The sequence below is a fragment of the Wolbachia endosymbiont (group B) of Philonthus cognatus genome (assembly GCF_947179345.1).
Classification (GTDB): Bacteria; Pseudomonadota; Alphaproteobacteria; order Rickettsiales; family Anaplasmataceae; genus Wolbachia.
The window spans coordinates 894,305-911,663 of the sequence record NZ_CAMXBG010000002.1; the positions used below are offsets into that span (position 1 = coordinate 894,305).

Consider the following 17,359-nt stretch of genomic DNA (forward strand, 5'->3'; position numbering starts at 1 on the left):
GTATGAACGAAAACTCACAAAAATATGCTTCATTTTATGAGCACTTTGCGGAACTTAGAAAAAGGGTTATTTTTTGCTTTCTATTTTTTTGTGTTACCTTCGGGTTTTGTTACTACTTTAAAGAAAATATATACCGCTTTTTACTTGCACCTTTAATAGAAGTTACAAAAGATAGCAATGATTTTTCTCTAATCTATACAGACTTAACAGAAGCGTTTTTTGTATATCTCAGGGTTGCAATAATGAGTGCACTGTTGTTTTCTTTTCCTGTGTTTGCATGGCAATTCTATATGTTTCTAGCACCTGGCTTATATAAAAGAGAAAGGGCAGTGTTATTGCCATACTTAATTGCAACACCGGTTTTGTTTGTAACGGGAGCCGCTGTAGTTTACTACTACATATTTCCCTTAGCCTGGAAATTTTTTATTGCTTTTGAACATAGCGGTAAATCTTTCGGTATACCAATAGAGTTTATGCCATCAGTTAGTGAATATTTAGACCTTGTTCTTCAATTCATGTTTGCGTTTGGTACTGCATTTCAAATTCCAGTCATACTAACCTTAATGGTGAGAGTAGGGCTAATCACTGCACAAAGTTTGTCAAATAAACGCAGAATTGCGATAGTGGTAATTTTCATTATTGCTGCAATCTTAACTCCACCTGATGTACTAAGCCAAGTAGGGCTTGCAATTCCAATGTTGGTATTATATGAGCTGTCTATTCTGATATGTAGATACATTGAAAAGAAAGCAAAGGATTGAATCAAGAATATTATTTATAAACAAAGAATGAGCACCGGAGCGCTTTTTCTTGTTTGAGTGTTTTTGGCACCACAGCATTTTATTAATTTATTGACTTGTTTGCTTAAATATATAATAATTAAAGTATATTATTATTTTGAATAGGAGAATTTTATATGCCAAAATATGAAGAGTTAAACGGAACACAACAAGAATTATATGGTAAGTTACAGGCTGCGATGGAAGAACATGAGAATATTATTGATCTTCTTACAGGATTTTCAAAAGAGGATTTGCTGAAAATTCTTACTACTGTGAAATGTATAGAGTTTGAAGATGGTGAAGAACATACTCTAACACCGCTTGCCTACGCTATAAATCTTAAGAACTCGTTAAATAGTCAGAGATATATTACAAATATTCTAAGTGTAGCTAAAGAGAAAGATATATTAGAAGAAGTTCTTACTACTGCGGATATAAAGATCAAGCTCTCAAATGGTCAAGAATATACTTCAACACCACTTGTCCATGCTATTATTCTTAATAAACAGAGAGGCATTCAAGCTATCCTAAATGTAGCTAAAAGAAATAGTATATTAGAAAAAGTTCTTACTACTGCGAATATAAAGATCAGGCTTTCAGATGATCAAGAACATACTCTAACACCGCTTGGCTGTGCTATAAATCTTATTAATCAGGAAGTTAGTCAGAAAAGTATTAAAGCTATTATAGATGTAGCTCAAGATAATGATATGTTAGAAAAAGTTTTCGCTAGTATAAAAAAAGATCATCTTAACAAAACCAAGAATATTTTAGAAATACTAAAAAATCAAGAGCAAGATGAAGAGCAAAAAGCTAAAATTGATGGTTGGCTAAAAATACTTGCAAAGAGCATATCTAGTTGTGAAAGTAAAGATGATCCTAACACAATTGAAATGTACGATAGAGTTGAGGAGATATGTGAAAAGCAAGAGCAAGAGGATTGGAAATTAACCCTTGAAAGGATCGTGCCTAATCACGAAAATAAAGACAAGTGTGAAATATTTTCTAAGATTTTTAACGAGGAGACTTTCAAAGTATCATTAGATTCACAGCGAAATGCTGATATGATAACATTAATTAGAAAGAACCAGCCTGATTACGAAAGTAAAGAACAGTCTTTAGTAGATGAAAGCAGCGTACCTCAAACTGAAGGAAATATAACTGATGAAAGTAGTACATCTGAAATAGAGAGTAGTAAACAAAAAGACAAAGTAAAAACTACTAATAAACCAATAATAATTGGCTGTGTTTATGGTGCTATAGCTGCATTGGCAACTGGTGGTGGATGTTTTGCTGCTGGTGTTGCATTACCGATATTGGCTTTAATTGGTATAGCTATAGCTGCTGCTCTAGTAACAGGACTTGTTGCTGGTGGTATTACATATGTAATTTCAAAGCCTAGTGAGAATCTAGATAGAGTTAATGTAGGACAAGGAGTTGTTGATACAGGGGTAAATATAACAGCGTAGTTAAGTGAAAGGAAGAAGTCTATTCTTCCTTTTCTCAAAGTTTTTTTTGTTGATCATATATTCACAGAATTAAGTTCGATAGGTTGCTGTGTAAAAGATTGGGAAGTAGTTTTGTTAGTATTGAAAATTATAGCTCTTTTCCTAATAGTGTGAACATGGTGGAATAGGTAAAGTAGCGAGGAGATGTGAATGCCAGTAGCATATAGTTATGATTTAAGGAAAAAAGCATTGGATGTAGGGGAAAGTAGAGCATTTGTAGCCAAGAGGTTTAAAGTTAACATTCTATGAATGGCAAAAAGGTGCAAGAAAATAGGCGATTTTAAATCAAAATGTAGATCCAATAGAGCGTGATTGATATCTTGCTAGTAATAGTGTAACAGCTTTTATTAAGATATTTTTTTACCATACGACAGCAATAACAAAATTAGAAAATTGATGGCTGAATATGTTGGCATTGATAAACAGTATATTATGCTTCAAGCAATATTTACTTTAGTAGCTTCTACAACTTTTTTTAGTATAGCTTTTCCTTGGTGCTTTGTACCAACAGCAGTATTTACACTTGCTACGTGTTTCTTTGTTAAAAATGATGTACATGCTGCATTTTCTGCAAAAGAACTTTCTCCTGAGTTTGCCGAAATTATTACTGAAAAAGTAGTAAATAATGTTGAGCTCAATGCAGAAGACAACTCTCAATCGAGAAGCTACTTGTATGAGACTGTGTTATATAGCGAAACTAGATTTCACCTTTACACACCTAGATAAGGGGTAACAGCGGACACTAGAATGACAAAATCGTTATTCTGCTACGCATTATCGCCGTATAACTATAGCTATATGTGAACTAAAAAAGTAATATTCACTAGATCTTAATATTTTAGATCTATATTTCAATAAAATATTACAATTAGTATGCATGATCCATTTAAAAGTGAGGATTATAAAAAAAATCTTGATTCTCTGATCAAAGCTATAAAGCTAGGAAATCCAGAGAAACAATATGGTAAAACAGTAACAGATTTATCTCATGCTTTAGAGGGTTTTACAGATAAGGCAGAAGATGTAGCTAAACTTGTTATACGTGATGACTTGAGTAATTGTGTAAAGAAGGCAAATAAAAAGCCATTAATTCTTAGGATATTCAATAGAATATTAGGAAGAGATGTTTCGATTAGGAATATAAGTAATTTTATATAAGTAATTTTATAAAAGATAAATTGCCTCCTTCAACTGCTAGAACAGTAATCGAATATACAGATGTTATTCAAAAAATTTCAGATTTAGAGCGAATAGAAAGAAGTCAAGATAAATATAGGTCATATGGAGTAAATTTAGAAAATAGACAGCAAAAGAAAAATCTCTTATATGAGCGAGAAGATTCAGGTTATGGAGGTTCATTAAACGAAGATCCTCAGTATGAAGAAATATCAAATTATCAAGAGGAAAAAAGTAAATCTTTAACAAAAGATTTGCGTAATCTACAATCAATTAAAGAGGAGCCGATTTATGCAACAATCTCTAAAGAACATATAGAAGCAAAAAGAGAACATAGGAAGAAACAACAACTTCAATCTCTTGTACCACCAAAACCACCAAGAGTACCACCAGTACCAGAGAAAATGTTTACTGCCAATCAAAAAATTAGACAAGAACCGAAAAAAGATAAACCTGCAGTACCACCAAAGCCTAAAGATTTAGGCGAAAAAGTAAGCACAGAGCAAAAAATAGTAGTGGAAAAATCAGCTGAGAGTAACCCTATACTACCACTAAAATCTGAAAATCAAGATGGTAAAGAATCAGCAAAAAAAGCTGATGGACCAAAAGTACTAGTAGTTGCTATGAAAAAAGAAGTGACTCGCGAGAGTAGTAAAGTAAAGGCATTAAAAGAAAGATTTGAGCGAAATCAAGTAAAGAACGTGTTGCCTGCTGAAAACAAAACTACTTCAGTAATACAAACGGATATCAGTGTGAAGAGAAAACAATCTTGTTCATTTCCAGTAGGGAATAAAAAATCTTCGATCAACCATCTTGCCAGCAAAAATTTACCTTCCACGAATGTAAGTGTAAAAGAAATGGTTGCACGAATTGAAAAGAGAAAAGATGGAAGATAGTAATATTTTGGTATTTTCCTACTCATGAAAATTAGCTCTTATCATAACATTTTTACAGCCATAAGAGGAAGTTTTTCGGTTCTGTCGCATTTGTAGGGAAGTAGAAAGAAGAATGATATAATTGTCTAAAAAAAAGCAAAGATGTTTCGTATCAATCAAAAATTGTTGCCATATTTCAAAGGATTTAGCTTTTCAGCGGATGTTATCTGTATACATGAAATGTCGATTCTCTTTGAGCTATCGAGATTTAGAAGAAATGATGAGTATAAGGGGAGCAAAATTTCTGTAACAAAGCTAGGTAAATTAGTTCATATGTAAATTTAGCAAAAGTAAGCTAATATAGCTGATTTTAGCGTATAGTAAAATTATTATAAATAAAAGTTCGCACGGTACAAATGGTAGACCATGCCATCCCAAAACAAACTCTTCTCTCACTAGCTGGTTTTGGTTGCTGAAAATGATTGATTGCTTAAGTTATTAGCAATATATTTTACTAAATTAAAAGCAATTTATTTGGAAATAACAGGAAAATTTGTAATAGTTTTTATCCCAAATGGAATAAAATCCTTCTGATTAATATCATCCTTTTCAGTAGAAAACGCATCTGCACTAAATAAAAACATCCCTAACTTTTTCACCACTTTTTCTAAGTAAGATCACAGTTATTAATGGGAAATACTTATTCCTTTTGTCCGTTTTATGCTTGGGCCAATTAAGTAAGTATATATATCACGCTGTGGCAAAGTTGCACCTGGTATAATTTTATTATAAAACTGTATACAACTTGCCTCTATGCCTAACCCTCCATATGGCTTAAATCCTCTCTCTTCTACATGAAGATCCGTATCACGCAATATGTTATCCCTGGTATGCAAACCTTTTTCAATTAATGTTGAAACATATTTGCTTGTACCAAACAAGGTTACATACATAGCATGTGACTTATAATTAGGATGTTCAACATTTTTAAATCCTCATCTGTCTCGTAAGGCTGTAAAATAATAACTGGCACAAAAAGTTCAGAAAAATTACCGCCTTCTAATAAGGGTTTAACAAGTACTGTAGGCTTAATTAAGCCTGTTGCTGGATTAATCTCTCCACCATACTGCAGGAAATTTCTGTTTTCATATAACACTCGTGCAATTTTTAGAGCGTGAGAGCAGTCAGTATTGGGTCCAATAATATTATTATAATTAGCATAATCACCAATACAATTCTTAATCAAATCCAATCTTTGAATACATTTATTAACAACCAAGTTCGAAATTTTTGAATGTACTAGTATTGAATTCGGAGCTGCACAATCTTGCCCTTGATTTTGTAGACATACTCTACAAATACTGTCTATTGCCTTATCAATATTAGCATCTCTTGAAACTATAGTATTTCCCAAAGTAAATGATAAAGGTATAATAAGGTATTTGGGTTATAATGGCGTATAGTGTGGATTTAAGAGAAAAGGCAATATCGATGATAGGAAAAGGGAAGACGAAGGTTGAGGTGGCAGAGCTTCTGGAGATAGGAATAGCAACTTTGTACCGCTGGTTAAAAAAGAAAGCTGCTGGTGAAAGCCTCAAGCCATCTAAAAACGGCAGCTTCATTCGAAAAATAGACCCAAAAATACTCGAAGAATATGTTACAAAGAATCCAGATCATACTCTGGCAGAGATGAAACAAAATCTTGGATTTGGAATAAATTCAATTTGGTATAGACTAAAACAGCTAAAAATTACTTTAAAAAAAAGTCACACTATATCAAGAGCGCAATCAAGAAGCAGTTTATTGATAAAATCTCAAAAATAGACCATTCCAGCATCTTATATATAGATGAAGCAGGAGTTGATAATAAATTATACCGAGAATATGGACGTGCTCCAAGAGGAAAGAAAATTTATGCAGATATTCCAGCGAGAGAGAATCAGTATAGTAGCCGGGTGGATTGGAATGAGATTTATTGCACCAATGACTTTCAAAGGTGGGTGTGACAAAGAGGTATTCAATATATGGTTGGAGAAACCTAAATTGCCACTTGGCACAACCATAGTTATGGATAATGCTACATTTCATAAGACCACTAAAACAAAATCATTAATAGAGTCTTTTGGCTGTCATGTGCTGTATCTTCCAACATATTCACCAGATTTGAATCCCATAGAACACTGTTGGCATACCATCAAAAGCCGCCTCAGACCTCTAATGTATAAATGTACAGACTTACAACTTTTGGTTGGTAATACCATAATGGAAATTTATCATTCATTTTAGAAAATACTATAGTACGAGAAATCGAAAGGTCAGTAAGTCCTGATTTTACAAACGATACCACCTCGTTTTTTCTGCTCTCAGGAAAGATGAAATTCGGCTGATTTTCGTATAACTCTAGTAATTTATTTTGCCAACTTGACAAACGAAAAAAGTAGCTCTCTTCTTTTATCCACTGAACTTCAGCACCTGTTGGTGCTCTGCCATCTATCAACTCTGATTCCTGATAAAACGCTTCATCACGAACTGAATACCAACCTGAGTAAGAATCCAGATATATTTGCCCTCTCTCTTCAAGCCTATTCCATAGAGCTATAACTGCTTTTTCATGACGTTCTTCTGTGGTGCGAATAAAATCATCATAATCAAAGTTCATTAGCTCAGCCAATTTTCTGAACGTAACACTTATTTCATCTGTAAATTCTTTTGGCTCTATTCCCTTTACCTTAGCCGCTTTTTCAATTTTCTGTCCATGTTCATCTGTACCAGTGGTAAATTTGACGTTCTTTCCAGCTAATTTCATAAATCTAGCTGTAACATCACAGATAAGGGAAGTATATGCGTGGCCGATATGTGGCTTGTCGTTTACGTAATATATTGGCGTAGTGATGTAAAAGCTCTCAAATTGCTCCATCTTGTAGTGCTTAAAGCTTTATCGTATCTGCACTAGTAATAAAAATCAATATATATCCTATCGTACAAGCAATCTGAAAAGCCATTATACCGCTGCGTTTTGCAGCGGTATAATGTGAGTAACTTACGTTTGAGTTGCTATGATATTGTTGTCCATAACTTCACAACTGTACAAACATTCGTCTGTGAAAGCAGTGTGTTAAATATTATAGCAGATTTTGCCTCAAACACAAAAATGTCATCCCAGTGCCCAGACACTGGGATCCAGAAAAATTAATTGTAAACAAACGACTATACAACATGTTCAATAAAATTACAAAAAAGCTGGATTCCAGTGTCAAGCACTGGAATGACACTATTTGCTGTACAATTTACCTTCTAAAATCAATGTTCATACATTACATCCATGATTTCCAGAATGTTTTTCCGCATTAGAATGAGAAAACAACCCACCAGGTCTGGTTTCATCATAAGAAGGAGCACTTGGAACAGTATTAGGGTAAGAAGGTGGTGATGAATCATAACCTCCACAACTACGCCCTTGTCCAGGATAGCTATCTACCGCTTCTTCAGCCTTCTTAATATTTTCTGACTCTTTCTTATGTTTCATATGAAAAGCCACACCACCAGCAAGACACACAAGAGAATTAATGCCAAGAATGACTAAACCCCAAACTGGTAAGACTGGGTTAATAGCGCAACCTATCAAAGCTGCTAAAGAAATTGCACCAACTGCAAATTCTATATTTCTGAACATTTTAAGTTGACTATCTAGATAATCTATTTTTTCTGACTTTCTAGCCGTTTTTTCGCTGCTGTTGTACCAAACACACATTAAAGCATGGAAAGCAACACACGCAACTACAGCTACTATCCCTAAAGCTAATAATTTCCTGCTGTCTTCTGAGTCTTTTTTCTTATCTTCTCTGCTTTGGTAGCCAACAGTATCAAAACCAGGGTTATTTATAACTGTAGTACGACCACCAAACAGGTTGCTAAGTAGTAAATAATCCCAAAAATCTAAACCTCTATTATCATGTACGTGCGTGACTTGAGGGCCTGTAGTTTGTTGCCTATTGCTTCTATCATATTCTGTACTGTGCTGATCATTAGTTGGATTACTGCGCTTAAATCCCTTATACGCATCTTCAAAAATTTTATCACTCCAGTTCTCAATATTTTGCATACCACAAGAACATAAAAATTCTTGAACACCATTGTCACTGCCATTTTCTTTTATATAGGCAAGTGCATACCTTTTTAAAACACTATCACGCATAAAAGTTCCCCCTAAATTAAGGTTAAATTAATAAACATTTATTATAACAAAGTAAAGTTTACTTGTCAATTCAACCATACCCTAATACCCAGTTAATATCCTTTCCACCAATTCTTTTACTGTCGGTACGTAGCCATTTTCATAAAATGGGTCTTGCTTAAATCTGTACACATTGTGTCCAGAAAACATGAGTTCATTTTCAACATTGCCGTCATGTACAATGTTTTGCAGTGTCTTTTGTATACAGAAACTCCGTGGGTCTGGCTTTCGCCCTGTTGAATGGTCACCATGATCTTTCCAATTGCTAAACAGACAATGGCTTAAACATCCCATGCAATTAATTTGATCTTGTCTTATTTCCGCAAATTTGCCTGGTGTCACAAAAATAACAGTTGTATCTGGAGTTTTCATTACCTCTGTATACCCTGCTTTAATCCATGCATTTGCTAGCTCTTTGTCTTTTACAGTGAGGTAAATCTTTCTACCTCTGCTACCCATTGCAAATTCATTATTAAACTCTCCGCTTGCACTTTCCGAAAATTTTATTTGACGTGAATTCCTCTCCTGTAGCTCACGTATGAAGTTATTTCTTACTGCAGATGAGTAAAACCCTGTTGGACTAAATTTGTTTAAAAATACATCACCTTCTTCTAAAGTAAGTAACTTCTTTTTCCACTCTGTAGAAATCTGACTTTCTTTTGTTAAAAGTGGACGAGTACCAAGCTGAAAAGCTATTGGTCCGATTTGTAAATTGTCAAACCAATGTTCCCAATCCTTCAAATGCCACACTCCCCCTGCCATAACAATTGGCGTTTCAGCAAGACCAACCTCGTTCATGAAAGATCTAAGCTCTGCAACTCTTTCAAATGGAGCCTGCGGTAATTCTGGGTCTTCACTATTACTGAGCCCATTGTGACCACCAGCAAGCCACGGATCCTCATATACTACTCCACCAAGTAAAAAAGAAGATATTTTTTGGTAAGCACGTTTCCACAACGCTTTAAAAGCGCGCGCCGATGAGATAATAGGGTAGTAATAAACTTGATATTTAGCTGCAATTTCTCCAAGCCTGTAAGGCATACCAGCACCGCAAGTGATGCCATGAACTAAGCCTTTTGCTTTTTCTAATATGCCATGAAGGACTTGTTCTGCTGCTCCCATTTCCCAAAGCACGTTCATATGTATTCTTCCACGGCCCTTTGATATTTCATTCGCTATTTTTGCTTGACTAACTCCAGCCTCAATACTATACTTGATTAACTCTTCGTGCTTTTCATTTCTTGTTTTACCTTTATAAATTAGTGGTACCAGCTCGCCATTGTCATCGATAAGTTTAGCATTTGCACCAGAAAACGTACCAACAGCATCCGCTGCAGCAAATGCCCCACTTGATCCTCCATCACTGATTGCAATACCTTTACCGCCCTCAATGATTGGCCACACTTCTTTCCCTGAAATCACTATCTTTTTTATCTTATCTTTCAAAATTTCCTCTTAATCTTTCACTCTATTTTACTTAATTACTAAAAAAATAATAGCTTTTCTTTTTATACCTATGCATTCAGTTTTAAATAGGCATAGGAGATGCTATAAATATAGTTTTATAAGAAATTTGCTATATGATCATAGGTTTAACAGGTGGGATTGCAGTTGGAAAGAGCTTTGTAGCCAATTGCTTTAAAGAATTTGGTGCCGCTTTGTTTGATGCCGACTCTGTCGTGCACCAGCTTTATAAAGTGGACAAAAACATAATAAGTTATGCAGAAGAAAAATTTCCTGGGGTAGTAGTAAATGGAAAAATTGATAGAACAGTATTGTCTAAATATTTTTTAGCACATGATGAAAATTGGAAGCAATTCCAGTCTTTAGTACATTCCGCTGTGCGAAATGAATTAGAATTTTTTATTGATCATGAGAAAGAAAACAACAGAAAACTTCTAGTTCTAGACATTCCACTCCTGCTGGAAACGAGATTTCATTTGTATTGCGATTTTATTGTTTTTATCCATGCAGATAGCGTTGTGCAAGCTCAAAGGATTAGTGAGCGTAATATGGATAAAGAAAAGCTGAATCTAATGTTCAGTATTCAGCTACCTATTGAAGAAAAAAGGCAAATGAGTAACTTCATAATCGATAGCAGCGCAAATGTTTTTTCTCAAGTGAAAGACATAATAAACTCGTTAGACCTCAGCACGTGATACGGTTATTTTTCACGAGATTACTCCGAATTTTAGCTGTACTATCAGCAGATTTTACCATTAAAATCTCAAACCTTGAGCCTGCGTTCAAAAATGATTCAACTGACTTACCGAAAAAATCATATCTCCACCCCTTGAATAGTTTATCTATCTGCCCAGATATTGAACCAGCTAACTCATCTTTTGATGAAACTAACTTTCTTGATATGTTATTTTCCTTACATTTGCTCTCTAAAATAATCGAGAGTATATCAAATACAGATTTATCATAATTATCTGACAGAGTATAATTTTGCTGCACAAACTCCTTCTCATTCTCATTGAAAATATTCATAAATTCCAATAAATCTTCCTCTTTTATATTTTTTGTGTTCCTCTCAAGATCATCTAAAACCTCGTCAATACGCTCCACATTTTTTTCAATAAGACCAATTATTACAGCATTATTAATTACTTTATTACGATTGATGTTATAGCGTTGTGCTAAAGTCTCTTGCCACTCACTCACTGCTTTAACAACTAACATTAGCCTCGGATTTGCTTCATAGTTAAATTTAATCCTCCTCCATGCATCTTTTGGACTATGCAAATACTTATTTATGTCAACCAATAATTCCATCTCTTCTTGAAACCAACTCATCCTATTACTTTCTTCAAGTTTATTGCACAATATTTGGTATAGATCATATAGATATACCACGTCGTTTATTGCATAGTCTAGTTGATCCTCAGACAATGGACGCCTTAACCAGTCTGAATTTTTAGCTTTAATTTTATCCAGTGCTATTCCTTGATATTGCTCTACTACTTTTGAATAACCAATAAAGTCATGATAATAATGGCAAAACATAGCAGCAACTTGGGTATCAAAAATAGGAGTGGGAACACATTTAAACACAGTGAGTAAGGATTCTATATCCTGCCGGCAGCTATGAAACACTTTGATTATTCCCTGATTTAGCATCATTTTCTTAATGAATGATAAATCAATTTCTGGCACTAATGCATCTACAATAAAACTCTTCTCTCCGTAAGAAATTTGAATTAACGATAATTTTGGGTAGTAGGTTAAATTATTTCTAATGAACTCCGTGTCAATTGCTATAAATTTTGGATCTTTTTCCATCAATTCTTTACATGCATTTTCCAGTTCCGATGTCGTACTAATTAGCATATATTTTTTATTCAGTGGCTATATTTTACCACTTATATAAAATCTTTACAATTGATTGAAGTTGAGAGCACAATTGTATAATAACTAACTCTTCTGTAAATATACAGTTTTGCCAGACACAACGGTACGTACTACGTGCCCTTTCACTTTGCGTCCACCGAAAGGCGAATTCTTTGATTTACTAGCAAAGTTGTCAACTTTAATTTCCCATTCATGATCCAAATCAACTAAAATTAAGTCCGCTACAAGGTTTTTCTGTATGCGGCCACGTGGCATATGTATGATATCTGCAGGCTTATATGTCAATTTTGCAAGCACATCAAGTAGACCCATTTGTCCACTATGATATAGTTCAAGTGAAAGGGGCAGCATTGTTTCAAGGCCAACAATACCAAATGCAGCATTTTCAAGTGGAAGATCTTTAGAACTAAGATCATGCGGAGCATGATCGGTTGCAATGCAATCAATCACACCTGTTTTTAAACCTTCAATCATAGCTAAACGATCTTCCTCAGTACGTAGTGGCGGATTCATTTTTGCGATTGCCCCATGTTGCTTTACTATATCTTCAGTTAAAGTAAAGTGATGAGGAGTTACTTCACATGTAACATTTAATCCCAAATCTTTTGCACGTTTAATAGCATCAAGTGAATCTTTTGAAGAGACATGTAAAATATGATAGTGTACATTTTCTATGTCCTTCATTAGCAGTATATCACGAGTTACCATGACCGACTCTGACGCACTCAAGATTCCCTTTACTCCCAATTCTTCAGAAATCTTACCCTCGTTAATTGCGCCACCAGCAGATAGATTCAAATCCTCTGCGTGTTGAGCAATAGGAACACCAAGCATACTTGAATAAAGCAGTGCCTGTCTCATAATCATTGGATTCATAACTGGCATACCATCATCGGTGAACCCAACTGCACCTTCTTCCTTTAAGAGTGCCATTTCAGTTAATTTTTCTTCCGAAGTGGTGATTTTAGCGTAAAATTGAACATTCACATGCGAAGTTTCAAATGCTCTATATTTCAAATACTTAGCCAAGACAACACTATCAATCGCTGGAACAGTGTTTGGCTGGCAAACTACAGTTGTAACGCCCCCTGCAGCTGCAGATTTGCTGCCTGTATGTATAGTTTCTTTATGCTCTTGACCTGGTTCACGAAAATGCACGTGAATGTCAATAAGACCTGGCATTAGAACAAGCCCTTCACAATCTATTGTTTCATCAACTCCACTTGTTGAAAATAATGATTCGCCAAAATCAACAATTTTATCCCCTTCAGTCAATAATGAACCTTTTATATCAAGTTTAGTTTCCGGGTCAATAATACGAGCATTGGTATACGCAATTTTATAGCCTTCCTTTTGCCCTGTCTGCAATAAATTCAAAATCATATTTGAGTATCAATTATAAAATAAATCTAAAGTTTTTTTAGTAAAACACAACCAAATTAAAGTGATGATATAAAACTAGCAATAAAGAATATTTAAATTAATACTCAAGCAGCTATTCTATAACTACCATTTTCGATTTCAACGTTATTAAGTGCGGTATTTGCGTTATAAGAACAGTAACATCCTACTGCAAGAAAAGTTAATGCAGCTACAGCAAGCGAAACACACATTGCTAAATGAACCATTGTTAGACTTGTACCAACAGCAAATGCTCCAGATAACACAAAAGAGGCAGAGGCATAGTTACTTTGCCTTCTATTATAAATGCTTGCTTCTGAAAGTTTTCTGTTTTTGTTCTTTGAGTCTTGATTTTGAGCTTGAAGTTCTAATCTCTCTTGCCTTAAATCCCTTTCTAACTGTGAAATTTTGTCAGTGTCTCTTGTTCTTTCACTTACGACCCTATTCAGCTCTTGCTCTTTTTCTGTAAGTTGAGCCTTTGTTCTTTCAAGCTCATTTCTAAGGTTTTCGAGCTGCTGCAATTCTTGAGCAATCAAATCGTCGTTTATTTCCGGGGCAACATTATGTACATTTGCTGAAGACTGTTCCACAGTTGCAGGGAATTTTCCATTTAGATATTCTCTGACAGGATTAAAACTTTTAAGCAACTCAATAACAATTTGATCATTCATAAAGCAATTATCTTCTACTAATTTTTTTATATCATCCAAATCTTTTCTATTAATAGCATCAGTTAATCGCTCTTTCATAGCTTGTTCAATGATTTGCTTCAATCTTGAATTTTGCTCTATAGCTGGTATTGGTTTTATTTGACTAAAATCTAGGTCTTTATGTTTTAAAAATTTAGTCAGTACTTCTTTTTTATTTTCCTCTGTTATTCCTTGTAAACATGATTTGATAATCAGGCTAAGTGGTGTTTCTATTTCTCCATTTGAATTTCTTTTCCAACAATTAGGGTTGAGTTCTTGATTTAATAGTCTTTTTGCTCGGTCAATATTTCTGTTAGAAAGAGCATTCAATAATTGTTTTCCTGTTTCTGCTTTTTGTATTTCTATGATCAAATGCTCAGCACGATTTTTTTTAGCACATTCCTCAGGATCTTGAAGTCTTTTATTTAGTAGATACATCATTATTCTCGGATGACTTAGTAAGAGTTGTAACACTTTCCTTTGTTGAAAGGACATTGCTAGATGCAAAGCTGTATTGCCATCACCTTTTTTTTGAATATTAACATCTATGCTTCGGTGAAGTAGAAGTAACCTAATCATACTCTGATATTCTTTTTCTTCTTCTGTTTCAGAGCCTGCAGATAAATCATAAATTATAGATATCAAAGGTGTCATGCCTTCTTCATTAAACGCATTAACATCCGCACCTTCTTGCAATGCTTGTTGAAAATGATTCAAAGCTTCTTCAGGTGTTACTCTTTCATCATCAGTGCCTTGAAATTGAATAGCTTTAAATAATTTTTTTGTTGATTGTCCTGAAGTTGTTTGATTTTGAGCTCGTAATCCTGCATCATTAACAACCCTTCTTCTAAAATCTACATTACCTCCCGAAAGCATACTAAATTCTCCCCAAACTATAATTTACTAACATAATTATAAAAAAAAAACAAAGAAAATTGCAAGCAATTTAGTTAAAAATTTTAGAACTAATTATGATTCCAAAAACTTTTCTGCATCAAGTGCAGCCATGCACCCTGTACCTGCTGCAACTACTGCCTGGCGATATACCTTATCTTGAACATCACCAGCAGCAAACACCCCTGCCCTACTGGTTAGAGTTGTTCCAGGTTTCGTAATTATATAACCTTGCTGATCCATTTCAACAAAGCCCTTAAAAATACCTGTATTTGGTGCATGCCCAATTGCAATGAACACTCCATCTACTTTCAATTCCTGGGTTTTATTGATGTCTGTCGATTTAATTGTAATGCCAGTAATTTTTTTAGGATTTTCTTCTCCAAGAATCTGCTCTACGGTATGATTCCATATTACCTTTATCTTATCATTTTTAAAGAGCCTGTCTTGCATTACTTTCTCTGCTCTTAACTTATCACGCCTGTGTATCAGTATAACTTCCTTAGCAAATCGAGTTAAAAATATTGCTTCTTCAACAGCAGTATTTCCACCACCAACCACAGCTACAACTTTATTTCTAAAAAATGCACCATCACAAGTTGCGCATGCCGAAACTCCGTAACCTTGAAATTTCTTTTCACTCTCCAGGCCAAGCCACTTCGCTTGCGCACCAGCTGCGATTATAATTGCATTCGAATAGTAGTCACTAGCATTACCACAAGATCTAAATCTATACTCATTAGAATCCTCAAGTTGTTCAACGCTTTTTATTTCGTCATTTATTACCCTTGCCCCCACCTTCTCTGCATGCAACCTCTTTTGTTCCATGAGTTCTGGACCTTGTATAGAAACAAAACCTGGATAGTTTTCAACATCCGTAGTAAGTGTAAGCTGACCACCAGGTTGCATTCCTGTTACTACAATTGGCTCTAAATTTGCACGTGCTGCATATATAGCAGCAGCATAACCCGCTGCTCCAGATCCAATAATAAGAACTTTTGTACTCAATTTATAATTCTGCACTGTGTGAGTTTAGATAATCAGCCACTCCTTCATCGCTTGCCTGCATTGCTGGCTTACCTTTTTTCCACCCTGCTGGACATACTTCACCATGCTCTTCATTATGTTTTATTGCATCAATAATTCTAATAAACTCATCGATATTACGCCCTAAAGGAAAATCATTTATCGATTGATGACGTACAACAAACTTATCATCAATAACAAAAGTTGCTCTTAGTGCAATTGAGTCATCATATAAGACCCCATAGTCTCTTGATATAGACTTTTTGATATCAGACACTAAATTGTAGCTAACCTCTCCAATACCACCATCATTAACTGGAGTGTTTCGCCATTTATAGTGTGAAAATTTTGAATCTATACTTATTCCTATCACTTCAACATTACGTTTTGAAAAATCTTCTATTTTGTTGCCAAATGATATCAACTCAGTTGGACAGACAAAAGTAAAATCAAGTGGATAGAAAAAAAGGACAGCATACTTATCCTTTATATGTTTACTTAAACAGAAATCATCAACTATTTTTCCACTAGCAAGAACAGCCGAAGCAGTAAAATCGATAGCGGATTTTGTTACAAGATTCATAACTAACCTATTCATTCTTAATATTTATAATTTTATACCTTGATACATTTACATGCAAGTTTTCTTTAGCCCCAATCCTATAAAAACGGTTCTGTCGCATCTATAAACCATAGGAAAGAAGATCATTAAAGGTGGGATTATAGGAGTTATGAAGCCATTAATATAGCAAAATTCTCAAAAGTAGAAACATTATTTTAATAATTTGTCTTTTTTGAATCATACGAATATTTTCTATGCCTGTGATGGTAATCTTTGCGGAATGGAAGCTTTTAAACCCAAGCATTGGCTTTATTAGTTTTTTGATAAATCTATCAACAATATTATTTAGATATTTTATTTGAAGAACTGTAATCTTCAGAAATTTCTGCATTCAAATCATCAAGAGCAGCAGTATTACTGCCGCTTTTATCAATTACAATTTTCTCAGGAAGATAGTTACTCCTGAAGGCTTTACGAAAGAATGCAAGTGCTGCAGACTTGTCTCTACTAACACACAAGAGTACAGTATATAAATAAACCCATTTACCGTTTAATTTAATGTAAGTCTCTCCAACTACTACCAACCTGCTTCTTTCTTTTCCTTACTGCCTCATCTATCAGTGGTGATAACCCACCTTTGTAACGTAGCATTTTGCTCCCCTTATACTCATCATTTCTTCCAAATCTCGATAGCTCAAAGAGAATCGACATTTCATGTATACAGATAACATCCTCTGAAAAGCTAAATCCTTTGAAATATGGCAACAATTTTTGATTGATACGAAACATCTTTGCTTTTTTTTTAGACAATTATATCATTCTTCTTTCTACTTCCCTACAAATGCGACAGAACCCTAA

At 34.4% G+C, this 17,359-nt stretch carries 17 protein-coding genes and 4 pseudogenes; 10 read left to right on the top strand and 11 right to left on the bottom strand.

The window, feature by feature from the left end:
- The first annotated feature begins 2 nt into the window (after nucleotides 1-2).
- The 7 genes and pseudogenes from tatC to ONG78_RS06130 all read left to right on the top strand — a co-directional run.
- On the top strand, nucleotides 3-761 hold the full coding sequence (tatC, locus tag ONG78_RS06105) for a twin-arginine translocase subunit TatC (RefSeq protein ID WP_010401503.1): 759 nt from the start codon (nucleotides 3-5) through the stop codon (nucleotides 759-761).
- A 155-nt stretch (nucleotides 762-916) separates the two neighbouring features.
- A complete protein-coding gene (locus tag ONG78_RS06110; RefSeq protein WP_264377933.1) occupies nucleotides 917-2,251 on the top strand; it encodes a WD_0033/WD_0034 family tandem repeat-containing protein in 1,335 nt (444 codons plus the stop codon).
- Nucleotides 2,252-2,440: 189 nt separating this feature from the next.
- Nucleotides 2,441-2,593: pseudogene (locus tag ONG78_RS08040) on the top strand (IS630-like element ISWpi11 family transposase); the annotation flags it as partial.
- Nucleotides 2,594-2,722: 129 nt separating this feature from the next.
- Complete coding sequence (locus ONG78_RS06115) at nucleotides 2,723-3,016, top strand: hypothetical protein (protein ID WP_264377934.1); 294 nt, start codon at nucleotides 2,723-2,725, stop codon at nucleotides 3,014-3,016.
- Between the two features lie 147 nt (nucleotides 3,017-3,163).
- Entirely contained in the window at nucleotides 3,164-3,448 is a 285-nt protein-coding gene (locus ONG78_RS06120; RefSeq protein WP_264377935.1) for a hypothetical protein, read from the top strand.
- A gap of 20 nt (nucleotides 3,449-3,468) precedes the next feature.
- Nucleotides 3,469-4,362 (top strand): hypothetical protein, encoded by an 894-nt coding sequence (locus ONG78_RS06125; RefSeq protein ID WP_264377936.1) that lies wholly within the window; start codon nucleotides 3,469-3,471, stop codon nucleotides 4,360-4,362.
- A gap of 141 nt (nucleotides 4,363-4,503) precedes the next feature.
- Nucleotides 4,504-4,642, top strand: a pseudogene (locus ONG78_RS06130) (IS6 family transposase); the annotation flags it as partial.
- Nucleotides 4,643-5,027: 385 nt separating this feature from the next.
- Here the strand turns inward: ONG78_RS06130 and ONG78_RS06135 are convergent.
- Complete coding sequence (locus ONG78_RS06135) at nucleotides 5,028-5,294, bottom strand: hypothetical protein (RefSeq protein WP_264374778.1); 267 nt, start codon at nucleotides 5,292-5,294, stop codon at nucleotides 5,028-5,030.
- On the bottom strand, nucleotides 5,285-5,755 hold the full coding sequence (locus ONG78_RS06140; protein ID WP_264374777.1) for an aldehyde dehydrogenase family protein: 471 nt from the start codon (nucleotides 5,753-5,755) through the stop codon (nucleotides 5,285-5,287). Before ONG78_RS06140 ends, ONG78_RS06135 begins: the two co-directional genes overlap by 10 nt.
- Nucleotides 5,756-5,793: 38 nt before the next feature.
- Between ONG78_RS06140 and ONG78_RS06145 the strand changes: the two genes are divergently transcribed.
- Together ONG78_RS06145 and ONG78_RS08045 are read left to right on the top strand one after the other, a co-directional pair.
- A complete protein-coding gene (locus ONG78_RS06145; protein ID WP_264374776.1) occupies nucleotides 5,794-6,165 on the top strand; it encodes a transposase in 372 nt (123 codons plus the stop codon).
- A gap of 159 nt (nucleotides 6,166-6,324) precedes the next feature.
- Nucleotides 6,325-6,627 carry a transposase gene (locus ONG78_RS08045; protein WP_405197784.1) on the top strand — a complete coding sequence of 101 codons (303 nt, stop codon included), beginning with the start codon at nucleotides 6,325-6,327 and terminating at the stop codon, nucleotides 6,625-6,627.
- A gap of 10 nt (nucleotides 6,628-6,637) precedes the next feature.
- Here the strand turns inward: ONG78_RS08045 and ONG78_RS06150 are convergent.
- The 3 genes and pseudogenes from ONG78_RS06150 to ONG78_RS06165 all read right to left on the bottom strand — a co-directional run.
- Nucleotides 6,638-7,258 (bottom strand): annotated as a pseudogene (locus ONG78_RS06150) (methionine--tRNA ligase); the annotation flags it as partial.
- Nucleotides 7,259-7,648: 390 nt separating this feature from the next.
- The gene (locus tag ONG78_RS06160) at nucleotides 7,649-8,536 is read right to left on the bottom strand and encodes a DUF1129 domain-containing protein (RefSeq protein WP_264377938.1); all 888 of its coding nucleotides are present in this window, start codon (nucleotides 8,534-8,536) and stop codon (nucleotides 7,649-7,651) included.
- Between the two features lie 81 nt (nucleotides 8,537-8,617).
- Nucleotides 8,618-10,021 (bottom strand): NAD(P)H-dependent flavin oxidoreductase, encoded by a 1,404-nt coding sequence (locus ONG78_RS06165; protein WP_264375317.1) that lies wholly within the window; start codon nucleotides 10,019-10,021, stop codon nucleotides 8,618-8,620.
- Nucleotides 10,022-10,155: 134 nt separating this feature from the next.
- Between ONG78_RS06165 and coaE the strand changes: the two genes are divergently transcribed.
- The gene (gene coaE, locus ONG78_RS06170; RefSeq protein ID WP_264375318.1) at nucleotides 10,156-10,734 is read left to right on the top strand and encodes a dephospho-CoA kinase; all 579 of its coding nucleotides are present in this window, start codon (nucleotides 10,156-10,158) and stop codon (nucleotides 10,732-10,734) included.
- Here the strand turns inward: coaE and ONG78_RS06175 are convergent.
- The 6 genes and pseudogenes from ONG78_RS06175 to ONG78_RS06200 form a co-directional block, all read right to left on the bottom strand.
- Complete coding sequence (locus tag ONG78_RS06175) at nucleotides 10,724-11,908, bottom strand: ribonuclease D (protein WP_264375319.1); 1,185 nt, start codon at nucleotides 11,906-11,908, stop codon at nucleotides 10,724-10,726. The two genes, coaE and ONG78_RS06175, sit on opposite strands and share 11 nt — an antisense overlap.
- A gap of 84 nt (nucleotides 11,909-11,992) precedes the next feature.
- Nucleotides 11,993-13,312 carry a dihydroorotase gene (locus ONG78_RS06180; RefSeq protein WP_264375320.1) on the bottom strand — a complete coding sequence of 440 codons (1,320 nt, stop codon included), beginning with the start codon at nucleotides 13,310-13,312 and terminating at the stop codon, nucleotides 11,993-11,995.
- A gap of 104 nt (nucleotides 13,313-13,416) precedes the next feature.
- Nucleotides 13,417-14,895 carry a TomO hydrophobic C-terminal domain-containing protein gene (locus tag ONG78_RS06185; protein ID WP_264377939.1) on the bottom strand — a complete coding sequence of 493 codons (1,479 nt, stop codon included), beginning with the start codon at nucleotides 14,893-14,895 and terminating at the stop codon, nucleotides 13,417-13,419.
- 93 nt (nucleotides 14,896-14,988) lie between these two features.
- Nucleotides 14,989-15,936, bottom strand: coding sequence for a thioredoxin-disulfide reductase (gene trxB / locus ONG78_RS06190; RefSeq protein WP_264375322.1), 948 nt, complete (start codon nucleotides 15,934-15,936; stop codon nucleotides 14,989-14,991).
- On the bottom strand, nucleotides 15,923-16,522 hold the full coding sequence (locus tag ONG78_RS06195; RefSeq protein WP_264377940.1) for a peroxiredoxin: 600 nt from the start codon (nucleotides 16,520-16,522) through the stop codon (nucleotides 15,923-15,925). The genes trxB and ONG78_RS06195 overlap by 14 nt, the downstream gene beginning before the upstream one ends.
- 146 nt (nucleotides 16,523-16,668) lie before the next feature.
- Nucleotides 16,669-17,290: pseudogene (locus tag ONG78_RS06200) on the bottom strand (IS6 family transposase).
- Nucleotides 17,291-17,359 lie beyond the last annotated feature (69 nt).